This is a genomic window from Polaromonas sp. P3_B4, from assembly GCF_056402835.1.
In genome coordinates this window covers 743328-763039 of record NZ_JBFUGQ010000001.1, presented here as the reverse complement: position 1 = coordinate 763039, position 19712 = coordinate 743328, and the positions used below count along the sequence as shown (strand labels likewise).

The 19712-nt window shown below is 61.6% G+C and carries 19 protein-coding genes and 1 riboswitch; of the genes, 11 read left to right on the top strand and 8 right to left on the bottom strand.

Features of this window, described 5'->3' with window-relative positions; translation table 11 throughout:
• Nucleotides 1-3 precede the first annotated feature (3 nt).
• From AC1DVV_RS03785 to AC1DVV_RS03770, 4 genes are all read left to right on the top strand, one after another.
• A complete protein-coding gene (locus AC1DVV_RS03785) occupies nt 4-969 on the top strand; it encodes a tripartite tricarboxylate transporter substrate binding protein (RefSeq protein ID WP_477701706.1) in 966 nt (321 codons plus the stop codon).
• A 225-nt stretch (nt 970-1194) separates the two neighbouring features.
• Nucleotides 1195-1647: a RidA family protein gene (locus tag AC1DVV_RS03780; protein ID WP_477701707.1), complete on the top strand. Its 453-nt coding sequence runs from the start codon at nt 1195-1197 to the stop codon at nt 1645-1647.
• Nucleotides 1648-1765: 118 nt separating this feature from the next.
• Complete coding sequence (locus AC1DVV_RS03775) at nt 1766-2521, top strand: hypothetical protein (RefSeq protein WP_477701708.1); 756 nt, start codon at nt 1766-1768, stop codon at nt 2519-2521.
• Nucleotides 2522-2603: 82 nt separating this feature from the next.
• Nucleotides 2604-2765: riboswitch (FMN riboswitch) on the top strand.
• 126 nt (nt 2766-2891) lie between these two features.
• Nucleotides 2892-3404, top strand: coding sequence for a 6,7-dimethyl-8-ribityllumazine synthase (locus AC1DVV_RS03770; RefSeq protein ID WP_477701709.1), 513 nt, complete (start codon nt 2892-2894; stop codon nt 3402-3404).
• A 94-nt stretch (nt 3405-3498) separates the two neighbouring features.
• Here the strand turns inward: AC1DVV_RS03770 and parC are convergent, their stop codons facing one another.
• From parC to AC1DVV_RS03750, 4 genes are all read right to left on the bottom strand, one after another.
• Nucleotides 3499-5853, bottom strand: coding sequence for a DNA topoisomerase IV subunit A (parC, locus tag AC1DVV_RS03765; protein ID WP_477707113.1), 2355 nt, complete (start codon nt 5851-5853; stop codon nt 3499-3501).
• A gap of 129 nt (nt 5854-5982) precedes the next feature.
• Nucleotides 5983-6825 carry a lytic transglycosylase domain-containing protein gene (locus tag AC1DVV_RS03760; protein ID WP_477707112.1) on the bottom strand — a complete coding sequence of 281 codons (843 nt, stop codon included), beginning with the start codon at nt 6823-6825 and terminating at the stop codon, nt 5983-5985.
• 118 nt (nt 6826-6943) lie between these two features.
• Nucleotides 6944-8053 carry a hypothetical protein gene (locus tag AC1DVV_RS03755; protein ID WP_477667468.1) on the bottom strand — a complete coding sequence of 370 codons (1110 nt, stop codon included), beginning with the start codon at nt 8051-8053 and terminating at the stop codon, nt 6944-6946.
• Entirely contained in the window at nt 8050-10020 is a 1971-nt protein-coding gene (locus tag AC1DVV_RS03750) for a DNA topoisomerase IV subunit B (protein ID WP_477701711.1), read from the bottom strand. The genes AC1DVV_RS03755 and AC1DVV_RS03750 overlap by 4 nt, the downstream gene beginning before the upstream one ends.
• A 191-nt stretch (nt 10021-10211) precedes the next feature.
• On the opposite strand from AC1DVV_RS03750, the gene AC1DVV_RS03745 reads away from it, so the two are divergent.
• The 6 genes from AC1DVV_RS03745 to AC1DVV_RS03720 all read left to right on the top strand — a co-directional run bounded on the left by AC1DVV_RS03745 (nt 10212) and on the right by AC1DVV_RS03720 (nt 16134).
• The gene (locus AC1DVV_RS03745) at nt 10212-11432 is read left to right on the top strand and encodes an MFS transporter (protein ID WP_457278924.1); all 1221 of its coding nucleotides are present in this window, start codon (nt 10212-10214) and stop codon (nt 11430-11432) included.
• A gap of 191 nt (nt 11433-11623) precedes the next feature.
• On the top strand, nt 11624-12433 hold the full coding sequence (locus AC1DVV_RS03740) for an SDR family oxidoreductase (RefSeq protein WP_477701712.1): 810 nt from the start codon (nt 11624-11626) through the stop codon (nt 12431-12433).
• A 100-nt stretch (nt 12434-12533) separates the two neighbouring features.
• On the top strand, nt 12534-13145 hold the full coding sequence (locus AC1DVV_RS03735; RefSeq protein ID WP_477667471.1) for a class I SAM-dependent methyltransferase: 612 nt from the start codon (nt 12534-12536) through the stop codon (nt 13143-13145).
• A 105-nt stretch (nt 13146-13250) separates the two neighbouring features.
• Nucleotides 13251-14135 carry a 4-hydroxy-tetrahydrodipicolinate synthase gene (gene dapA, locus AC1DVV_RS03730; protein WP_457278927.1) on the top strand — a complete coding sequence of 295 codons (885 nt, stop codon included), beginning with the start codon at nt 13251-13253 and terminating at the stop codon, nt 14133-14135.
• Nucleotides 14136-14166: 31 nt separating this feature from the next.
• The gene (gene bamC / locus AC1DVV_RS03725) at nt 14167-15312 is read left to right on the top strand and encodes an outer membrane protein assembly factor BamC (RefSeq protein ID WP_457278928.1); all 1146 of its coding nucleotides are present in this window, start codon (nt 14167-14169) and stop codon (nt 15310-15312) included.
• A gap of 48 nt (nt 15313-15360) precedes the next feature.
• Nucleotides 15361-16134 carry an MBL fold metallo-hydrolase gene (locus tag AC1DVV_RS03720; protein ID WP_457278929.1) on the top strand — a complete coding sequence of 258 codons (774 nt, stop codon included), beginning with the start codon at nt 15361-15363 and terminating at the stop codon, nt 16132-16134.
• A 106-nt stretch (nt 16135-16240) separates the two neighbouring features.
• Here AC1DVV_RS03720 and AC1DVV_RS03715 read toward each other — a convergent pair whose 3' ends face one another.
• From AC1DVV_RS03715 to AC1DVV_RS03705, 3 genes are all read right to left on the bottom strand, one after another.
• Nucleotides 16241-16471, bottom strand: coding sequence for a hypothetical protein (locus AC1DVV_RS03715; RefSeq protein WP_457278930.1), 231 nt, complete (start codon nt 16469-16471; stop codon nt 16241-16243).
• Between the two features lie 219 nt (nt 16472-16690).
• On the bottom strand, nt 16691-17206 hold the full coding sequence (locus tag AC1DVV_RS03710) for a hypothetical protein (protein ID WP_457278931.1): 516 nt from the start codon (nt 17204-17206) through the stop codon (nt 16691-16693).
• Nucleotides 17207-17236: 30 nt separating this feature from the next.
• The gene (locus AC1DVV_RS03705; RefSeq protein ID WP_477688914.1) at nt 17237-18466 is read right to left on the bottom strand and encodes a JmjC domain-containing protein; all 1230 of its coding nucleotides are present in this window, start codon (nt 18464-18466) and stop codon (nt 17237-17239) included.
• 14 nt (nt 18467-18480) lie between these two features.
• Here AC1DVV_RS03705 and AC1DVV_RS03700 point away from each other — a divergent pair, with 14 nt between their 5' ends.
• Nucleotides 18481-19005, top strand: a complete 525-nt coding sequence (locus tag AC1DVV_RS03700; protein WP_457278933.1) for an FKBP-type peptidyl-prolyl cis-trans isomerase — start codon at nt 18481-18483, stop codon at nt 19003-19005.
• Between the two features lie 82 nt (nt 19006-19087).
• Here the strand turns inward: AC1DVV_RS03700 and AC1DVV_RS03695 are convergent, their stop codons facing one another.
• Nucleotides 19088-19597 (bottom strand): outer membrane lipoprotein, encoded by a 510-nt coding sequence (locus tag AC1DVV_RS03695; protein WP_457278934.1) that lies wholly within the window; start codon nt 19595-19597, stop codon nt 19088-19090.
• Nucleotides 19598-19712: the final 115 nt, after the last annotated feature.

Below are 19712 nucleotides of genomic sequence, written 5' to 3'. Positions count from 1 at the left end.
ACCATGAAGACCCGACTGCTCCCCGCCCTGCTTCTGGCCTGCGCCACCCTGGCGGGAACCGCCCATGCCGCCTACCCCGACAAACCCATCCGCCTCATCGTGCCCTGGGCGCCCGGTGGCAGCACCGACGCCATCGCCCGCGCGATTGCCCAGCGCATGGGCGAAACCATGGGGCAAAGCGTGGTGGTCGACAACCGCTCCGGCGCTTCCGGGCGCATCGGCACCGAAGCCGCGGCCAAGGCCGCGCCTGACGGCTATACCTTCGCCATCGTCGAGCTGCCGCATGCGATTGCGCCGGCCGTGTTCAACAAGATGCCCTACGACCTGCTGCGCGACTTCACGCCGGTGTCCATGGTCGGCACCTCGCCGCTGCTGCTGTTTGCCGGCGGCGCGCAGTACAAGAACGGTGACATCAAGGGCTTCCTCAAAAACTACCGGAGTAACAAGGTGCCGCTGGCGCTCGCCCACAGCGGCAATGGCTCCATCAGCCACCTTTCCAGCGAACTGTTCGCCAGCGCCACCGGGATCAAGGTCAACGCCATTCCCTATCGCGGCTCTGCGCCCGCGCTCACCGACGTCGCGGCCGGCCAGGTGGACGCGCATTTCGCCACGCTGGCCAGCGGCAGTTCGCTGCTGGGCGCGAACAGGATCTCTGCCTTGATGGTGACCGGCAATGCGCGCCTGGCCACCCTGCCCGGCGTGCCGACCGCGCGCGAAGCCGGCATCGAGGGCATGCAGTTCAACCAGTGGTGGGCGCTGGTGGCGCCGGCCACCACGCCGATCGAGATCGTCGAGCGGTTGCGCAGCGAAGCGGTGGCGGCGCTGGCGCACCCTTCCACACGCGAGCGCCTCACCACCCTGGGCATTGACCTGAAAGGCTCGACACGCGACGAACTGCGTGCCTTCATGCGCAACGAAGTGGACCGCTGGGGCGCTGTGGTGCGCAAGGCCGGCATCAAGCCCGAGTGACGCCGGCATGTGGAACGGCGGAAGTGGCGCGGAACAAGCCGCATAGTCCCTGGCGCCGTTCCATCATTTCCTTTCATGACCCCAAAGGCCTCCGGAACCCGGGCACCATCCTACAATTCCCTGCACTGCCAGCCGGCCGCGCAGCCTCCTTCGCTATCAAAAGCATAGCTGCTCGCGCTTATACTCATTGGGCTGGTGCCATTTTTCTTCACCAAAAGGATCACCATGAGCGCCTACGACAAGCTGAAAGCACTGAACATCACCCTGCCAACCGTGGCAACGCCCCTGGCAGCTTACCTGCCCTTCGTGCAGACCGGCAACCTGGTGTTCCTGAGCGGCCACATCGCCAAGAAGGACGGCAAGCCCCTCGTCGGCCAGCTCGGCAAGAACATGACGACAGAAGAAGGCAAGGCCGCCGCGCGCTCGGTCGCCATCGACCTGATGGGCACACTCGAAGCCGCCGTCGGCCTGGGCAAGGTCAAGCGCATCGTCAAGCTCATGAGCCTGGTCAACTCGACCGGCGACTATACCGAGCAGCACCTGGTGACCAACGGCGCCAGCGAGTTGTTTGCAGAAGTCTTCGGCGACGCCGGCAAGCATGCGCGCAGCGCCTTTGGCGTGGCCCAGGTTCCCATGGGCGCTTGCGTCGAGATCGACCTGATTGCTGAAGTCGAGTGAGACAAGACGTCAGGCCGGAGCTTTGTACCCCCGGCCTGAATTTGACTTCCAGCAGAACCTTCTTCATGGCAAGTGCAACGAAGTTTGTACGGAAGCCGACTTTCTGAAAGTATTCACCATGAACAAGGAAAAGCGGCATTTCCGCAAACTCGCCAAGCTCGGGATGTCTGTCCTGTACCTGGCTTTGGCCTGTCCCCCGCTGGCAGTTGCCCAAGCTCCTGCGGGTGCAGCCAACGACATCAGGTCTGTCTGGAATTTATCGCTCCAGCCCTGCAACGGCGGAGGCGGAAACCTCATGGTGCGCAATGCAGACGAAGCGACCATCAAGTCCACCCGAAAAATCATCCTGAAGGACGCGGGGTTTCAAATTGCCGTGCCGCAGCTTCCCGAACTGGAACGAACGCACGTCAAGCTTTTCCTGAACGACAAATCGCGCGGGGTCACTGATCACTATGTGCTGCTTTCCCCGGGAGATCTGGCTCCCCCGATTGCCGCGATCGTGGTGACAGAGCTTCCTTCCAGCATGAGAAGCAACGCAAGCGGTCTGCGTGCTGCGGCCGACTTACAGGTCAAGTCATCCCGCGGCGCGCCGTTTTCCTTCTCCAGGTTGACCGGCCCGTTTGGTGAGTCCATTGAACTCCTGGTGCCCAACAGGATTGGCTCGCATTGCTTCCCGACGGCGGACTTTCAGGTTTCACCGGACGCCTCTGTACTGAACACGCTGGGCATCAGCAGGTTCTCGGTCATTGGAGACAAGCTGGTCGAATTTGCACTGATCATGCGAATCCCCAGCGGAACCAGCAAGGAAAAAGCGATTGCAGACGCAAGAAAGCTGATGGACAGCTACTGGACCTCGCTGAGTACCCTCCTCTGAGCTGGCGCCAGGGCATTCACCCGCCCGGCAAAGGTTTCTCGCAAACCATAAAATTCACTTCGCCCCGGCCATTTTGCCGGGGCAGCGTTCTCAGGGCGGGGTGAAATTCCCCACCGGCGGTGTTTGCAGGCAACTGCATCAGCCCGCGAGCGCCTGGTTGCCGTGCTTCATACGGCAACCAGGGTCAGCAGATTCGGTTCAACTCCGAAGCCGACGGTCACAGTCCGGATGAAAGAGAGCGCGATGCTGGCGGCTGTGCCGTGGGCGACGATGGCTGGTGCGGACTCTCCGCGCGGGCTTTTCGCGTGCCCATGGGCTGGCCGCAGGCTCGTGCGCCCTGATTCTGGTAACACCTGGCAAAGAGGATTCCATGAGTCAGACAGATATTTCCCCACCTTCGGCTTCCCGTTCGGGCGGCACACCCACCAAGGCACGTTTCGCCTTTATCCAGTCGTCCTGGCACGAAGACATCGTGGACCAGGGCCGCGGCGCCTTCCTGGCCGAGATGGCCCGGCAAGGCGTGGGCGCTGAATCCATCAACACGTTTGAAGTGCCCGGCGCGTTCGAGATTCCGCTCCACGCGAAAAAACTCGCACAGTCGGGCCGTTATGCAGGCGTGGTCTGCTGCGGGCTGGTGGTGGACGGTGGCATCTACCGTCACGAGTTTGTGGCCGATGCGGTGATCAGCGCGCTGATGGGTATCCAGCTGGAAACCGGCGTGCCGGTGTTTTCAGCGGTGCTGACGCCGCAGCATTTTCATGAGCATGACGAACACCGAAAATTCTTCACGGAACATTTCCTGAGCAAGGGCAAGGAAGTGGCGCAAGCCTGCCTGGAGACGGTGGCGGGCCTGAAAAAGCTTGATCTGCTCTTGGCAGCTTGATTGCTGAATAGCTGCTGACCAGACCGGTGAGCGCAGCATCTTGCTATTAAATCAATAGCTACTTGCGCCCGCCAGTTATGACCTTCAGTCAGTTTTACTCAACGCGGCTGATGCCGGTGGGTTTGAAGCCCAGATCGGCCGCCTTGCCCTTGCGCGCGCGCGCCGCACGGGCATTGTTCAGGCTGCGGATTTCCAGCGTTTCCTCACGCGCCTTGCCGCCGCGGCCAATGCCTTCAATCTTCACGCTGCGCGTGTAGGCGGCTGCACCGGCCAGGGTGTCCTTGGCTTCGAGGTCGATCAGCATCAGGCCGCGCCCGCCGGCGGCCTGCATCTTGAGTTCCGCGATTTCAAACGTCAGGATGCGGCCGCCCGTCGAGGCGCAAGCCACATGCGTGGCCGGCACCAAGGGCGCCGCTGCGCTGGTGAACGCGGCATGCGAAGGCCTGCAAATGGTTTCACCTTCAGCGCAGCTGATAAAGGCCTTGCCGGCTTTGAGGCGCGACGTCATGTTCTCGACCGTAGCGAGGAAGCCGTAGCCGCCGCTGGCGCTCAGCAGCAATGCGGCATTGGACGGGCCCGCAAAATAATGCACCAGCTGCGTGCCGGACTCCAGGTCGATCAGGGTGGTGAGCGGCTGGCCGTCGCCGCGCGCACCGGGCAGCAATGACACCGGCACCGAATAAATGCGGCCGCGTGAGCCGAAGGCCAGCAACGTGTCGATGGTGCGGCATTCGAAGGTGCCGTAAAGCCCGTCGCCCGCCTTGAAGGCGAAGCCTGCCGGGTCATGTCCGTGACCGTTGCGTGCGCGCACCCAGCCCTTGTCGCTGATGACCACGGTCACCGGCTCGTCGAGCACCTTGACTTCGAGCACGGCCTTTTTCTCGGCCTGGATCAGCGTGCGGCGCGCATCGGCGAATTGCTTGGCGTCGGCCTCGATTTCCTTGACCAGCAGGCGCTTGAGCGCCGCCGGGCTGCCCAGGATTTCCTCGAGCTTGCCCTGCTCTTCGCGCAGGTTTTTCAGGTCCTGCTCGATCTTGATGGCTTCAAGCCGTGCCAGTTGGCGCAGGCGGATTTCAAGAATGTCCTCGGCCTGGATTTCGCTGAGCTTGAAGCGCTCTATCAATGCGGGCTTGGGCTCTTCCGACTGGCGGATGATGGCGATCACCTCGTCGATGTTGAGCAGCACCAGTTGCCGCCCCTCGAGGATGTGGATGCGGGCCAGCACTTTGTCGAGCCGGTGCTGCGATCGTTTTTGCACCGTGGTCTGGCGGAACTCGATCCACTCCGTCAGCATCTGGCGCAGGTTTTTCTGCGTCGGCTTGCCGTCCAGCCCGACCATGGTCAGGTTGATGGGCGAGGAGCTTTCCAGGCTGGTGTTGGCCAGCAGGGTGTTGATGAGCTCGGACTGGCTGATCTTGCTCGTCTTGGGCTCGAACACCAGGCGCACGGCGGCGTCCTTGCTGGATTCGTCGCGCACCACGTCGAGCACGGCCAGGATGGTCTGCTTGAGCTGCACCTGGTCCTGGCTCAGGGCTTTTTTGCCGGCCTTGATTTTCGGATTGGTGAGCTCTTCGATTTCCTCGAGCACTCGCTGGGTGCTGACACCGGGCGGCAGTTCCTGCACCACCAGCTGCCATTGGCCGCGCGCGAGTTCTTCAATCTTCCAGCGGGCACGCACCTTGAGCGAGCCGCGGCCCGTGCTGTAGGCCGCCGCGATTTCCGCGCCGCTCGAGATGATCTGCCCACCGCCTGGGTAGTCGGGCCCGGCGATCAGCGCGTACAGCTCTTCGTCCGCATGCTTGGGCGTCTTGATGAGCGCCACGCAGGCATCGGCGACTTCGCGCAGGTTGTGACTGGGGATTTCAGTGGCCAGGCCCACGGCAATACCGCTGGCGCCGTTGAGCAGCGTGAAGGGCAAGCGTGCCGGCAACTGGCGCGGCTCTTCAAAGGAGCCGTCGTAGTTGGGCACAAAGTCGACCGTGCCTTCGTCAAGCTCGTCGAGCAGCAGCGTCGTGATGCGCGCCAGCCGAGCCTCGGTGTATCGCATGGCCGCTGCGCCGTCGCCGTCGCGGCTGCCGAAATTACCTTGTCCATCGACCAGCGGATAACGCTGGCTGAAGTCCTGCGCCATGCGCACCATCGCGTCGTACGCCGCCTGGTCGCCGTGCGGATGGTATTTGCCCAGCACGTCGCCGACAACGCGCGCGCTCTTGACAGGCTTGGCACCGCTCGCGCCATTCGCCCCGCCAAAACCCAGGCCCATGCGCGACATGCTGAAGAGGATGCGGCGCTGCACCGGCTTCTGGCCATCGCAAACGTCGGGCAAGGCACGGCCCTTGACGACGCTGAGGGCATATTCAAGGTAAGCCCGCTGCGCGTACGCGGCCAGGGAATCCTGGTCTGCGGGTTCGGGGATCGGGGCTACGGCGTCCGGTGTAAAGAGATCCATCTTGAGTTTGGCTTGGCGGGTAAGGTGGCGTGAGGCATGCCGGCACACGCGGGTGCGGCCGCCACAGGGTTACAAAAAAGGAAAGCTGTCTATCAGGCTGCCGGGCAGGACACAAGGCGCATTGTGACCTCAGTACGGCTCGGGCAAGGCCTCTGGCGTGGCGGTGGACACCACCGTGGGTGACACCATGTTGCCGCGGCCGGTGGCCCCGCCCATCATTTCCATGCGAACGCGGCCGCCGGACGCCATGCTGGGTGGCTTGAGGTGGTTATAGAGCTGCATCACGGTCTTGACGTAGTTTTTGGTTTCGGGATAGTTCGGAATCTTGTTGCCGGCACGCTGAACGGCGCCCTCGCCGGCGTTGTACGCAGCGATGGCCAGTTCGAGCTGGCCGGGAAACATGGCAATCAGATCACTGAGGTAGCTGGAGCCGGCCCGGATGTTGGTCTTGGGATCGGTGAGCCTTTTGTGGATGGTGGAATCCTTGGTGGCCCGTACGCCATAGCGCTCCGCTGTCGGCGGGATCAGCTGCATCAGCCCGACCGCACCCTTGGGCGAAACGGCCTGGGCGTTGAATCCGGACTCGGTGGCGATCAGTGCCTGCAGCAGCTCGTAGTCGATGCCATGTTTGGCGGAAGCCTCGCGCAGCAGGTGCTTGACGGCCTTGTAGTTGGGGGACACATCAAAGTAAGCAAGCAGCTTGGGCGGCGCTTTGGCCACACCGGTGGCCCGGTTGGCGCCGTTGCCGACGGCTTTGCCGCTTTTGGCAACGTTGTCGCCTGCGCTGAAACTTTCAACACCACGAAAGAAAAGCTCATAGCGCTCATCCAGCCGCACAGCCGAAAAATGCGCAATGCCATCTTTGTCCACGTAGCCCCAGATGTCGGCATGGGCAGATTGCTGCGACAGCAGCATTAGCAGGCTCAAAAAGAAACCCGGCCAGAGCCTGGGTTTGCCACTAAAAATTTTCATAAAAGAAATCCATTGTTGATTGCTCAACCATCCAGGCAAACCTGTCGGCCTCAGGCCGTCGGAACCACGAGGTCAGCTTGCAGGAACGGTAAAACATCAAGTTATTCATCGTCACGAGTCAGGACTTCAGTGTGAGCACAATTCTTAAAACGGCCCCACCAATCATGACAATCAGCAAAACCACCATTCCCCTGTAAAACCATTTCAGCGGCTTCAGGCGCTCATCCAGTGCACTCATGTTGTGCTTGAAAGCATTTACTTCTGCATTGGCCGCTGAACTCATCCGTTCGAGTTCAGCCTGCATTTGACGGTCAATTTCCGCCAGTCTTTTTTCATCAACAGGTCCCGACCGGTTCATTCGCTGCAGCTCGGCAAACAGCAGGTCACTCTTGCGGTTTGCCTCCCTGCGGAGTTCAGCAGCTTGCTCTCGCTGCTCCGCCACGTCAATTGCTTCAAGGTAGTTCCAGCCCTTGACCCTTCGCCCACCTGATTTGTCCGCGATGAACTGGACGGCCCGAACGACGAGCTCCGGGTCTCTTCCTAAAAAATCGCAACCAAACTCTACTACCGCAGGCTTCTCCCTTAATTTGGGACCCGTCCAATGAAGCGACCTCGGCACCAAGGCAGATTTCAGCTCGTTGAACGTCGCCGGATCAAGCGCCAACATCAAGATGGCTTTCTTTTGCCCCTTGACTTCAAACTGCTTAAGGTCGATACCGCGAATATGCTTCCAGGCGATAGCGGGCAAGCCGCAGAGCCTCAAGCCCAGCAAATCCGCCTTCAACGCGCTGCCGGATTGCCATGCGGCATAACCTGAAACAAACAAACTGCCAATGTACACAAACAATAGAACAGCAAAACTGCCCAGCAAGGCCACGGGAACCAACTTCCCTTCCTGCCAGGTCGCCCTTGCCAGCAAACCCGTTACCCCAAAAATCAGCAACAGCGCAACGACAAAACAGAGCCAGCGAAACCAGCGAAATGGCACGTCCAGCGCACTGTCGCTAAACAGCAGCGCCTCCAACGTGACCTCCTTCTCCGCCTGCTGCTTCTTTCTGGCGATGGCCTTCTCTGAAAAAATCGACAAACACAAACCACCTGCGGCAAGAGCGAAAGCAAAGCCGGAGGCCATGAATTCATGGCGCGCAAGTGCCACCGTCGCCCAGAATGCGGCAAGCACCAGTACCACGATGCCCATCACACGCGCAAACGACAGGAGAAGCCTCAAACGTCCACCTCGACGCTGTCACCGTGCAACTCCATCAGTTCGCGGCGCGCTGCGGCCTCGCCTTTGCCCATCAGCTTGGTGATGAGCGTCTCGGTTTGCAGAAAATCCTGGTTGCCCAATTGCACGGGCAACAGGCGGCGGGTGTCAGGATTGAGTGTGGTTTCCCATAATTGTTCCGCGCTCATCTCGCCCAGGCCCTTGAAGCGGCTGATGCTCCAGGCGCCTTCCTTCACGCCATCCTTGCGTAACTTGTCCAAAATGGCAATCAGCTCGCCTTCGTCCAGGGCATACACCTTGGATGCCGGCTTTTTGCCGCGGGCCGGCGCGTCCACCCGGAACAGCGGCGGCCGGGCGACATACACATTACCCGATTCGATCAATTTGGGGAAGTGGCGGAAAAAGAGGGTCAAAAGCAGCACCTGGATGTGCGAGCCGTCCACATCGGCGTCGCTCAGGATGCAGACCTTGCCGTAGCGCAGGCCGCTCAGGTCGGGCGTGTCATTGGGGCCGTGCGGATCGACGCCGATGGCGACCGCGATGTCGTGGATTTCGGTGTTGGCAAACAGGCGGTCGCGCTCGACCTCCCAGGTATTGAGCACCTTGCCGCGCAGCGGCAGGATGGCCTGGCTTTCCTTGTCGCGGCCCATCTTGGCGCTGCCGCCGGCCGAATCGCCTTCGACCAGGAAGACTTCGTTGTGCGCCAGGTCCCGGCTTTCGCAGTCGGTCAGCTTGCCGGGCAGCACGGCCACGCCGGAGCCTTTGCGTTTTTCGACCTTCTGGCCGGCTTTCTGCCGGGTTTGGGCGGCCTTGATGGCCAGTTCGGCCAGTTTGCGGCCGTAGTCGACGTGCTGATTAAGCCAGAGCTCCAGCGTCGGCCGCACAAAGCTCGACACCAGCCGTACCGCGTCGCGTGAATTGAGGCGTTCCTTGATCTGGCCCTGGAACTGCGGATCGAGCACTTTGGCGCTCAGGACATAGCTGGCACGGGCAAAAACGTCTTCGGGCAAGAGCTTGACCCCCTTGGGCAGCAGCGAATGCAGGTCGACAAAGCTCTTGACGGCATTGAAGAGGCCGTCGCGCAGGCCGCTTTCATGCGTGCCGCCGGCGCTGGTGGGAATCAGGTTGACGTAGCTTTCGCGCACCGGCTGGCCCTCTTCGGTGAAGGCCACGCACCACTGCGCGCCCTCGCCTTCGGCAAAACTCTCGTGCGAAGCGTCGGCAAAACCTTCGCCCTCAAACATCGGGATCACCGGGTCGCCGGTCAGGGTCTGCATCAGGTAGTCGCGCAGGCCGCCCTTGTAGAGCCAGGTCTGGACGTCTTTGGTTTTCTCGTTGGTCAGCGTCACCGTGACGCCGGGCATCAGCACCGCCTTGCTGCGCAGCAAGTGCGTGAGTTCAGCCATGGGCAGCGCGGCCGATTCAAAGTATTTGGCATCGGGCCAGGCGCGGACGGTGGTTCCGGTCTTGCGGTCGCCCTCGCCGTTTTTGCGCAGGTGCAGTTTCTCGGTCACGTCCCCGCCGGAGAACACCAGATGGGCGACCATACCTTCACGGTAGGAGGTGACTTCCAGGCGTTTGGACAGTGCATTCGTCACGCTCACGCCGACGCCGTGCAGGCCGCCCGAAAAGCTGTAGGCGCCGCCCTTGCCCTTGTCGAACTTGCCGCCGGCGTGCAGCCGGGTGTAGACGATCTCGATGACCGGCACCTTTTCTTCCGGGTGCAGGCCAAAGGGAACGCCCCGGCCATCGTCATCAACGCTCACCGATCCGTCGGTATGCAGCGTCACCTTGATCTTCTTGCCGTAGCCGGCCAGGGCCTCGTCGGCGGAGTTGTCCAGCACCTCCTGGATGATGTGCAGGGGGTTGTCGGTGCGGGTGTACATGCCCGGGCGCTGCTTGACGGGCTCCAGGCCCTTGAGCACGCGGATCGAGCCTTCGGAATATTCGGTGGGTAGTTTGTCAGCCATGGCAGATGAAAGAATTGCCGCAATTGTAGTCGGGGCCGCAAAAGTCACTGTACAAACATACAGCTCACCTGATTCATGGATGGGAACGAAGGACGGCCCCGGCAGTGTTTCGCCATTTTCGTTACAGTCGGCAAAGAGCCTCCCGGCCGCCTCAGGCCTTTCCTTTTTTCGCCACTCGAGGCGACTCGCCCATGACCACCGACACCAAAAAACTCTCCATGCTGCAGGTGCTGATCTGCGGCGCCACCATCGTCACGCTGTCCATGGGCATTCGCCACGGCTTTGGCCTCTGGCTGCAGCCCATCACGCAGGCGCAGGGCTGGACGCGCGAGACTTTTGCCTTTGCGCTGGCGGTGCAAAACCTGTCCTGGGGCGTGTTCGGCATCTTCGCCGGCATGGCGGCCGACCGCTTTGGCGCCTTCCGCGTGATCGTGGGCGGTGCTCTGCTTTACGGGCTGGGCCTGGTGGGCATGGCGCTGTCGCCCACCGGTTTCCTGTTCACCCTGACAGCCGGCGTGCTGATTGGCGCCGCACAGGCCGGAACCACGTATGCCGTGATTTACGGCGTGATCGGGCGCAATATTTCGGCCGACAAACGCTCGTGGGCCATGGGCGTGGCCGCGGCGGCGGGCTCATTCGGCCAGTTCCTGATGGTGCCGACCGAAGGTTTGCTGATCAGCAGCCTGGGCTGGAAAGAGGCTTTGCTGGTGCTGAGCGGCGCGGTGCTGCTGATTGCGCCGCTGGCATTGGGCCTGCGCGAAGGCGGTTTTACCGGCGGGCAGCCTGCCAAACGCGAGCAGACCATTCTTCAGGCGCTGCGCGAGGCTTTCAAGTACCCGAGCTTTCAATTGCTGATGGCGGGTTACTTTGTCTGCGGCTTCCAGGTGGTGTTCATCGGCGTGCACATGCCCAGCTACCTCAAGGACAAGGGCCTGTCTCCCCAGGTGGCCAGCTATGCGCTGGCGCTGATCGGCCTCTTTAATGTGTTCGGCACCTACATTGCGGGCTCGCTGGGTCAGAAAATCGCCAAACGCAAGATCCTGGCGACGATTTATCTCTCGCGCGCCATCGTGATCGCCGTGTTCCTGGCGGCACCGCTGAGCCCCTTGAGCGTTTACATCTTTGCCAGCCTGATGGGCCTGCTGTGGCTGTCGACCATCCCGCCGACCAACGCCGTCGTGGCGCAGATCTTCGGCATCCAGCACTTGTCGATGCTGGGCGGCTTTATCTTCTTCAGCCATCAGATCGGCTCCTTCCTGGGCGTCTGGCTGGGCGGCTATTTGTATGACCGCACGGGCAGCTACGACATCGTCTGGTACATCGCGATTGCATTGGGCGTGTTTGCCGCGCTGGTGAACCTGCCGGTGCGTGAATCACCGATTGCACGCGCGGCCGTGCCCCAAGGGGCCTGAGATGGCCAAAAGAATCGGCCTGTGGACGCTTGCGATCATCGCGTCGCTGGGGGTGTTTGCCCTCTACACACGGCCGGATTTCCTGTTCACACTCGCCAACCAGGTCTGGGCCTGCTTCTAGCGCAAGGCCCTTCCCAGGGGTTTTATGTGTGTTTTGGGCTGCGGCCCAATCAGGACGGGCGCAAGCAGCTATGAAAACAATAGTAATTACCGGAGCCTCTGACGGCATAGGCGCTGAAATGGCGCGGCAATTGGCCAAAACCCACGGCGCCGGCGTGGCGCTGGTGCTGGCCGCGCGCAATGAAGCACTGCTCAATGAGGTTGCGGGCCAATGCGCCGCCCATGGGGCGCTGACCCTGGCCGTCAAAACCGATGTGTCGCAAGAGGACCAATGCCGCCAGCTGGTGGCCGCCACCATCGGCCGGTTCGGGCAAATCGATGCCTTGATCAACAACGCAGGCATGTCGGCGCAAGCCCTTTTTGAAGACGTCAAGGCCCAGGACCTGGCCTGGTACGAACAGTTGATGCGCATCAACCTCTGGGGCAGCGTCTGGTGCACCCATGCCGCCTTGCCTTACTTAAAAGTGCGCCACGGCAGCATCGTGGCGGTCTCCAGCCTGGCGGGCCTGATCGGTGTGCCGGGCCGCACAGCCTACAGCGCCACCAAATTCGCCATGACGGGCTTCTTCGAGGCATTGCGCGCCGAGCTTAAAACGGCCGGTGTCAGCGTAACGACGGCCTACCCGGGCGTGGTCGCCACCCGCATCCGCCACCGCGGCTTCAACGCGGCCGGTGAGGCGGCCGGTGCCAGCGGCCTGAAGGAAGACGACGCCATGAGCGTGGAAGAATGCGCACGGCTCATCCTTGAGGGCATGGCGCGCCGGGAACGCGAGGTGGTCATGACGGCCAAGGGCAAGCTGGGCCGCTGGCTCAAGCTGATCGCGCCGGGCCGGGTCGAGGCGATGGCGCTCGCCGCGCTCAAAGATGACGTAAGACCATGAATACAGCCCCCACGCTTGTCACTCCGAGCCTGCGGCGCGCTGCCCCTGATCTCACTTATGGGGCGCATTTTTCCTTGGGGCGGCCCGGCGGAAAAATCCTATGACCGGTACCGCGCATGGCACGGAACCACCCTCCGCCTGGGTGCAGCGCTGGTCGCACCTGGTGCCTGAGCGCGGCGTAGTGCTGGACGTGGCCTGCGGCCATGGCCGTCATGCCCGCTGGTTTTATGAACGAAATCACCCTCTGGCCCTTGTGGATCTTGCGCAAGCAGCTATCGAATTCATAGCATCAGCTCTTCCCACGCGCCCCGCCCAAACCGTTGAAGCCGTGGTGGCCGACATTGAGGAAGGTCCCTGGCCTTTTGAAGGACGACAGTTTGAAGCCGTCATCGTCACCAATTACCTGTGGCGGCCGCTCCTGCCCACGCTGCTGGCCAGCCTGGCGCCGGGTGGCGTGCTGATTTACGAAACTTTTACGCAGGGCAATGAAACGGTAGGCAAACCCTCGCGCCCCGACTTTTTACTGCGTCCCGGTGAATTGCTGCAGGTCTGCCAGGGCCTGAAAGTGGTGGCCTTCGAGGAGGGTTTTGAGGAGCGTCCGCCACGCTTTGTCCAGCGCATCGCCGCCGTCCGCGACTCAGCCAGCACCGCGGGTTTATCCGCCCCCCTTCATACCGCGGAAGGGGGTCCACCCCGCTATAGACTGACCTAGGCTCTGGGTAGAATGCAGGATTGGCCTTTTCCGGGGCCGGCTTGAAGCTGTTCAGGCCGGAACACCCCAGATACCTGCATGGCCGCGAACGTTTACAAGCAGAGCATGAAACCCATTACTGGCAGCATCGTTGCACTGGCAACGCCCTTGCACGAAGACGGCAGCGTAGATTACCCCACCCTGCGCAAGCTGGTTGACTGGCACATTGCCGAAGGGACCGACTGCATCGGCGTGGTCGGCACCACCGGCGAATCCCCAACCGTCAATGTCGAAGAACATTGCGAAATCATCCGGGTGTCAGTTGAGCAGGCCAAAAAGCGCGTGCCGATCATGGCTGGCTGCGGTGCCAACTCAACGGCCGAAGCCATCGAATTGGCCAAATTTGCCAAAGGCGTTGGCGCGGACTGCCAGCTGCAGGTCGTCCCTTATTACAACAAGCCCACCCAGGAAGGCCAGTACCGGCACTTCAAGGCGATTGCGGAAGCGGTTGGCGACCTCCCCACCGTGCTTTACAACGTGCCCGGCCGCACCGTCGCCGATATGGCGCATGCCACCGTGCTGCGCCTGGCCCAGGTGCCCGGCATTGTCGGCATCAAGGAAGCCACCGGCAATATCGAGCGCGCCCAGTGGCTGATCAAGGAAGTGCCCAAGGGCTTTGCCGTGTATTCAGGCGACGACCCGACCGCGGTGGCGCTGATGCTTTGCGGCGGCCAGGGCAATGTCAGCGTGACGGCCAACGTCGCGCCCCGCCTCATGCACGAGCTGTGCGTGGCCGCCGTGGCCGGCGATGCCCGCCGCGCCATGGAGCTGCAACTTAAATTGCTGCCGCTGCATCGAAACCTGTTTGTCGAAGCCAACCCGATTCCCGTCAAGTGGGCCATGGCCCGGATGGGCCTTTGCGGCGGCACATTGCGCCTGCCCATGACACCGCTGGAAACATCGAACGAAGCCGCTGTGGAAAGCGCCCTGCGCATCTGCGGCCTGGTCTGATTTGCCTGATCTGATTTTTAAGGGAACCCAAGTGAAGATATTGCCAACACATCCTGCATTTTCCAAAGCCCGGAGCGCCGCAACCGTGTCTGCACTGGTTGCCCTCAGCCTGCTCGCCGGCTGCTCTTCCATCAGGGATGTGATGGAAGGCGAACGCGTCGACTACAAAAGCAGCGGCGCCAAAGCCCCTTCCCTGGCGATCCCTCCCGACCTGACACAACTCAGCCGCGAAACCCGTTATGTGGTGCCCGGTACGGCGGTGTCCGCCAGCAGCTACCAGGTTGGCCAGCCGACACAGGCCGTGCAGACAGCCGCAGTGACCGTGGGCGACGTTCGCATCGAACGCGCAGGAAGCCAGCGCTGGCTGGTGGTGAACCGGCCGGCAGACAAGCTCTGGACGCCCGTGCGCGATTTCTGGCTGGAGAGCGGCTTCCTGCTGTCCCAGGACCAGGAAAACCTCGGCATCATGGAAACCGATTACGCTGAAAACCGCGCCAAGCTCCCGCAGGATTTCATCCGCAACACTATCGGCAAAGTATTCGACAGCCTGTACTCCACAGGTGAACGCGACAAGTTCCGCACACGGCTGGAGCGCCGCCCTGATGGCGGCACCGAAATCTATGTCAGCCACCGCGGTATGGTCGAGGTGCTGACCGGCGTCAAGGCCGGCTCCACCGGCGGCGACAGCACCATGTGGCAACCCCGCCCTGCCGACCCGGAGCTGGAAGCCGAATTCCTGCGCCGCCTGATGGTCAAGCTGGGTGTCACGCAAGAGCAATCGAAGGCCCTGGTGGCCGCCGGTGCAGACAAACAAACCTCGCGGATCGCCACTGTCAACAGCCAGCCCGTCGTGCAGATCGACGAAGGCTTTGAACGTGCATGGCGCCGCGTCGGACTGGCACTGGACCGCACCGGGTTCACGGTTGAAGACCGCGACCGCAGCCAGGGAACCTACTTCGTGCGCTACGTCGAGCCCATCGTGAACAAAACCGAGCCCGGTTTCTTCAGCAAGCTGTTCAGCGGCTCGCCAGCCGCCGTGCCGCCGTTGAAGTACCGTATCGCCGTCAAGAGCCAGGGTGAAAGCACCACGGTGTCGGTCCTCAATGCCCAGGGTGCCCCTGAAGCATCGGCCAATGCCCAGCGCATCATCCAGGTGATTGCCGACGATCTGCGGTAAATCCCGGTTCGTGATCCTGTTCATCCCGACTGAAGATTCCATACCGGTGTGCTGAGGTTCAAAAGCCTGGGCAGTGGCAGTTCAGGCAATGCCACACTGGTTGAAGCGTCGGGGATCACGCCGCTTCGCATTCTTGTCGACTGCGGGTTGGGGCTCAAGCACCTGCTCTACAGGCTCGGTGAGGCGGGCCTGCAACCCGAAGACATCCACGCCGTGTTCATCACCCATGAGCACGGTGACCACATCGGCTGCGCGCGGTCACTGTCGCTTCGCTACCGGATCCCGGTCTGGATGAGCCATGGCACCCACGCAGGCATAGGGGCACCAGATTTTGACGGGTTGCTGCACAAGGCGCGCGACGGGAAAGCCATTGACCTCGGCGGCATGCAGCTGACGCCTTTTACGGTGCCCCACGATGCCCGGGAACCCTTGCAGCTCAGCTGCACCGATGGCTCGGCAAAGCTGGGAATCCTCACTGATCTCGGTCATGCCACTTCGCATGTACTGGAACACCTTGGGGGCTGCGACGCCCTGATGCTGGAGTGCAACCACGATTCCGACATGCTGGCCCAATCGTCCTATCCCGCATTCCTGAAGCGGCGGGTGGGCGGCCAATTTGGGCATCTTTCCAATACGGCCGCTGCGGATGTCGCCCGCGGCGTCATGCATCAGGGGCTACGCCACCTGGTGGCAGCCCATCTCAGCGCGCAAAACAACCGGCCGGAGCTGGTGCAAGCCCTGATGGCCGAGGCCCTGGGCTGTGGCGCAGAAGACATTATTGTGGCCAGGCCCGACGTCGGCACACGCTGGATCCATATCTGAGGAAGGGTCGTGGGCCCTGCAATGCGGGTGCATACCGGCCATCGCGGCAAACAAGCGCCCATAAAAAAAGCCGCCTCGCGGCGGCTTTTTTCGACTCGCTGAAGAATTACTTCGCAGCGCTGGCTGGAGCGGCGGTAGCAGCGGCAGCAGCGGCAGCAGCGTCAGCAGCAGGTGCCGATGCAGGTGCAGATGCGGCAGCGGCAGGAGCCGATGCGTCAGCAGCAGGGGCTGGAGCTGGTGCAGCAACTGGAGCTGGTGCTGGAGCTTCTTCTTTCTTGCCGCAAGCAGCCAGAGCAACAGCGGCAACGATAGCTGCCAAAACGAGTGACTTGTTCATTTTTACGATCCTTGATGATATTTAAGAAAACAATTTCCGGAAATTGCCAAAAGAAAACCCAAACCGGAATTCAAGTTATTTTTGACCGGGGAAAGGACTCGAGCTCTTTCTACCCAGCTTTAAATTATATGCCGGATATTACAAATGGGAACGCAAGCCGGAAAACCCTAAGCCAGCCTTTACAGGCCTGTAGCGCCCTCAGACGCACAAATGCCCGCCTTAAAGCCCCAGCGTGGTGGCGGGGAACGACGGCGAACTTTTCAGCAAACGCTCATTGATGCGCTCCCTCAACGCCACCCGCCTCGCAACCTCAGAGCCGGCAATGCCGGTGCAGCGCTGCACATCCAGCCGCTCAAAGACCCAGCCGGGGCCGAGCAAGGCGCTGGGCATATCGTCCGCCGCACCCGACGTATTGGCACGGCATTCCACAATGTGCGCCCAGGTACGCCGCCAGGTGACGAACCGGGCGTGCCGCCTGACCACTTCATCGTAGTTTTTGGCCAGCATCGTGAATTTCCGGCCCGTCATGGACCAATCATTCAGCGCCTGAACGACTGCACGTTCTCCCAGGGGCCAGTCTTCGAAATCGGGATCGCACACAATGATTTCACGCCACCCCTGTGCGGCTGCCGCTGAAAGCGACTTCCTGATCAACTCCGTGAAATCGCTGCGGCCGGTAAACCGGCCTTCCAGCAAGGCGGGCGGCAGGGCAGAACTGGTTTTTTCCGTATCCATAAAACGTCTCCAGGCTGTTTGGCAATCAGGTCAGTCGTCTTCCGCAGGCAGCGTCTGCCGCAACCAGCCCGCGTCGTGCCAGTCGCCCAGCAGCGCGATGGCAGATGCGCCAGCCTTGCGCAGCTCCCGGGGGGCCAGGCTGCGCTGGTCGGCCAGGCGGTGCATCAGGGCAGCATCGGCACCTTTGGCGCGATAGCTTTCGCCATTGATAAACACATGGTCGCTGTCATACATCATCCGCGTGCGTGTGTCGAGATGCACGCCGGCACTCCCCTGCCGCGCCGCATCGACATCCCACTCGCACTCCACCTCATCAAACCATACCGAAGGCTTGGGTTCGGTCATGTATTCGCCCAGGGCGCAAGCCACGGCCAGGGGATCTTTCAACGCGTCCAGAACCGCCTGGCCGGCGAAGGCCGTGAGCTCTGACGGCATGGCGGCCGGTGTTGGGGTTGCGGCCTGCCCCGCATCGCGGTACAGGCGGGGCCGTGCCTTGCGGCCGAGTTCTTCCGCGGCAGATTCATCACCCTCATGGCGATCGTCCTCAGTGAACTCGGCCAGGCGATGCAGCAGTTCCGCGGCAAGTTCCCCCTGTGCAGGCGACCTGAATCCGATGGAATATGTCATGCAATCTGCAGGTTTTCCGTCGGCCTGCAGCGACGCCTCGGCAATGCCGTCGTGGGCATAGCGCGGAGGCAGGTAGAGCATGTCGCCCGCTTCCAGTACAAACTCTTCCTCAGGAACAAAATTCTGGAGGATTTTCAGCGGCACGCCTTCCTGCAGCGTCAGGTCTTTCTGCCGCCCGATCTTCCATCGCCGCCGGCCGCTGGCCTGCAGCAGAAACACGTCATAGCTGTCAAAGTGCGGCCCAACGCCGCCGCCGGGCGTGGCAAACGAAATCATCAGGTCGTCGAGCCGGGCATCAGGCACAAAACGGAACTTCTGCAAAAGCGCATGCGCGCCGGCGTCATGCAGGTCCACCCCCTGCACCAGCAAGGTCCAGGCTTTCTGGCTCAGCGGCGGGAGGCTTCGCGCGGCAAAAGGCCCCTGTTTCATCCGCCATCCCTTGGGCTGCTGGACGATCAGCCGGGACTCGACTTGCTCACGCGACGCGAGCCTGAACAGTGCTGCGCGGCTGAGCACAGGTTGCAGCCCCGGCAGCGCCTGGCGGATGAGAAGCGGCTTTTTTTGCCAGTGCCGGCGCATGAATTGCGCCGGGCTCAGGCCGGCGAGGAGCTCTAGAGATTGATTTACATCCATGGGACAATTGTCGGATGAAAATCACCCCGCAATGCGTCGTAGCCCTGACATGGACGCTGAAAGACACTCTGGGCGATGTGCTGGACGAGCTGGACGAACCCATCGAGTTTTTACTCGGCGGCGATGATCTCCTCGCGAAGATCGAGGAGGCACTGCAAGGCCATGAAGCCGGAGAGAAGCTTGAGCTGCACCTTGAGCCCGAAAACGCCTTCGGTGACTACGACGAGAATCTGGTTTTCCTCGAACCCCGCAAGATTTTTCCAGCCGAACTGGAAGAAGGCATGACCTTCGACGGCATGGCCCTTCCGCCAGGAAGCAGCGGGCAAGCGCCTCATGATCATATTTACACCGTGACCGAGATCTACCCCGATCACGTCGTGCTCGATGGCAACCATCCCCTTGCGGGCATTGCCATCCGGTTGAACCTCAAGGTTGAAGCCGTGCGCGAAGCCAGCGAAGAGGAAATCGGCCAGGGCTCACTTGGTACCGGTTTTTTCAAACTTGAGCCGATCACACCGGGAAGTGGCACGCTGCACTGAGACGCGTGCAATTCCAGGCGTAAAAAAGCCGGCCCTTCCCTGCGGGAGTAGCCGGCTCTTCATATGCGGAGGAACCGCAGCTTTACATGACCCGGTTGATCTGGCCGTTTTCGATCTTTACGCGGTCTCCCACGCGAAGGTTGCCGTAGCTGGGCACGTCGTAGGCGCGTGAGCTGCCATTGTCCAGTTGCACGGAGACGCGATAGCTTTCACGAATGGTCGCATTGCGGTTCTTTTCAATGGCGTTGCCGGCCACTGCGCCGCCCACCGCACCCACCACGGTTGCAGCATCCTTGCCGCTGCCGCCACCGATCTGGTGACCCACCACAGCACCCGCCACACCGCCCAGGACAGCACCCACGCCAGAGCCGCGGCCCTTTTCCGTAGTCTGGATGGCTTCCACATTGATGACCCGTCCGTACTCAACATAAGCATTCTGCTGATTGGCGGGATAGGACGAAGAAGCGGGATAGGTTGAGGTGGTGGCCGGGTAGGACGAATCGCCGCTGGGGCTCATGGGCGCGCAAGCAGCCAAGCCCACCAGTGCCAGCACAGCGGAAGCCGAGGAAATAAAGCGGAATGTGTTTTGCATGAGTCTCTCCTGTTAATAAGTTCATGAGCTTCCCGGCCCCTGCCATCGGCTTCACGCTAGCGAGAAGCCGATACCAGGAGCGCGGAGACTCCCATGACCCATTAAGGGCACGCCG

Coding starts and splice junctions, on each gene's coding strand:
- AC1DVV_RS03705 (WP_477688914.1), bottom strand. CDS start 18,466: ATGGATGTAAATCAATCTCTAGAGCTCCTCGCCGGCCTGAGCCCGGCG.
- dapA (WP_457278927.1), top strand. CDS start 13,251: ATGAAACCCATTACTGGCAGCATCGTTGCACTGGCAACGCCCTTGCAC.
- AC1DVV_RS03770 (WP_477701709.1), top strand. CDS start 2,892: ATGAGTCAGACAGATATTTCCCCACCTTCGGCTTCCCGTTCGGGCGGC.
- AC1DVV_RS03775 (WP_477701708.1), top strand. CDS start 1,766: ATGAACAAGGAAAAGCGGCATTTCCGCAAACTCGCCAAGCTCGGGATG.
- AC1DVV_RS03785 (WP_477701706.1), top strand. CDS start 4: ATGAAGACCCGACTGCTCCCCGCCCTGCTTCTGGCCTGCGCCACCCTG.
- AC1DVV_RS03745 (WP_457278924.1), top strand. CDS start 10,212: ATGACCACCGACACCAAAAAACTCTCCATGCTGCAGGTGCTGATCTGC.
- AC1DVV_RS03700 (WP_457278933.1), top strand. CDS start 18,481: ATGAAAATCACCCCGCAATGCGTCGTAGCCCTGACATGGACGCTGAAA.
- AC1DVV_RS03735 (WP_477667471.1), top strand. CDS start 12,534: ATGACCGGTACCGCGCATGGCACGGAACCACCCTCCGCCTGGGTGCAG.
- AC1DVV_RS03750 (WP_477701711.1), bottom strand. CDS start 10,020: ATGGCTGACAAACTACCCACCGAATATTCCGAAGGCTCGATCCGCGTG.
- AC1DVV_RS03695 (WP_457278934.1), bottom strand. CDS start 19,597: ATGCAAAACACATTCCGCTTTATTTCCTCGGCTTCCGCTGTGCTGGCA.
- AC1DVV_RS03715 (WP_457278930.1), bottom strand. CDS start 16,471: ATGAACAAGTCACTCGTTTTGGCAGCTATCGTTGCCGCTGTTGCTCTG.
- parC (WP_477707113.1), bottom strand. CDS start 5,853: ATGGATCTCTTTACACCGGACGCCGTAGCCCCGATCCCCGAACCCGCA.
- AC1DVV_RS03740 (WP_477701712.1), top strand. CDS start 11,624: ATGAAAACAATAGTAATTACCGGAGCCTCTGACGGCATAGGCGCTGAA.
- AC1DVV_RS03710 (WP_457278931.1), bottom strand. CDS start 17,206: ATGGATACGGAAAAAACCAGTTCTGCCCTGCCGCCCGCCTTGCTGGAA.
- AC1DVV_RS03780 (WP_477701707.1), top strand. CDS start 1,195: ATGAGCGCCTACGACAAGCTGAAAGCACTGAACATCACCCTGCCAACC.
- AC1DVV_RS03760 (WP_477707112.1), bottom strand. CDS start 6,825: ATGAAAATTTTTAGTGGCAAACCCAGGCTCTGGCCGGGTTTCTTTTTG.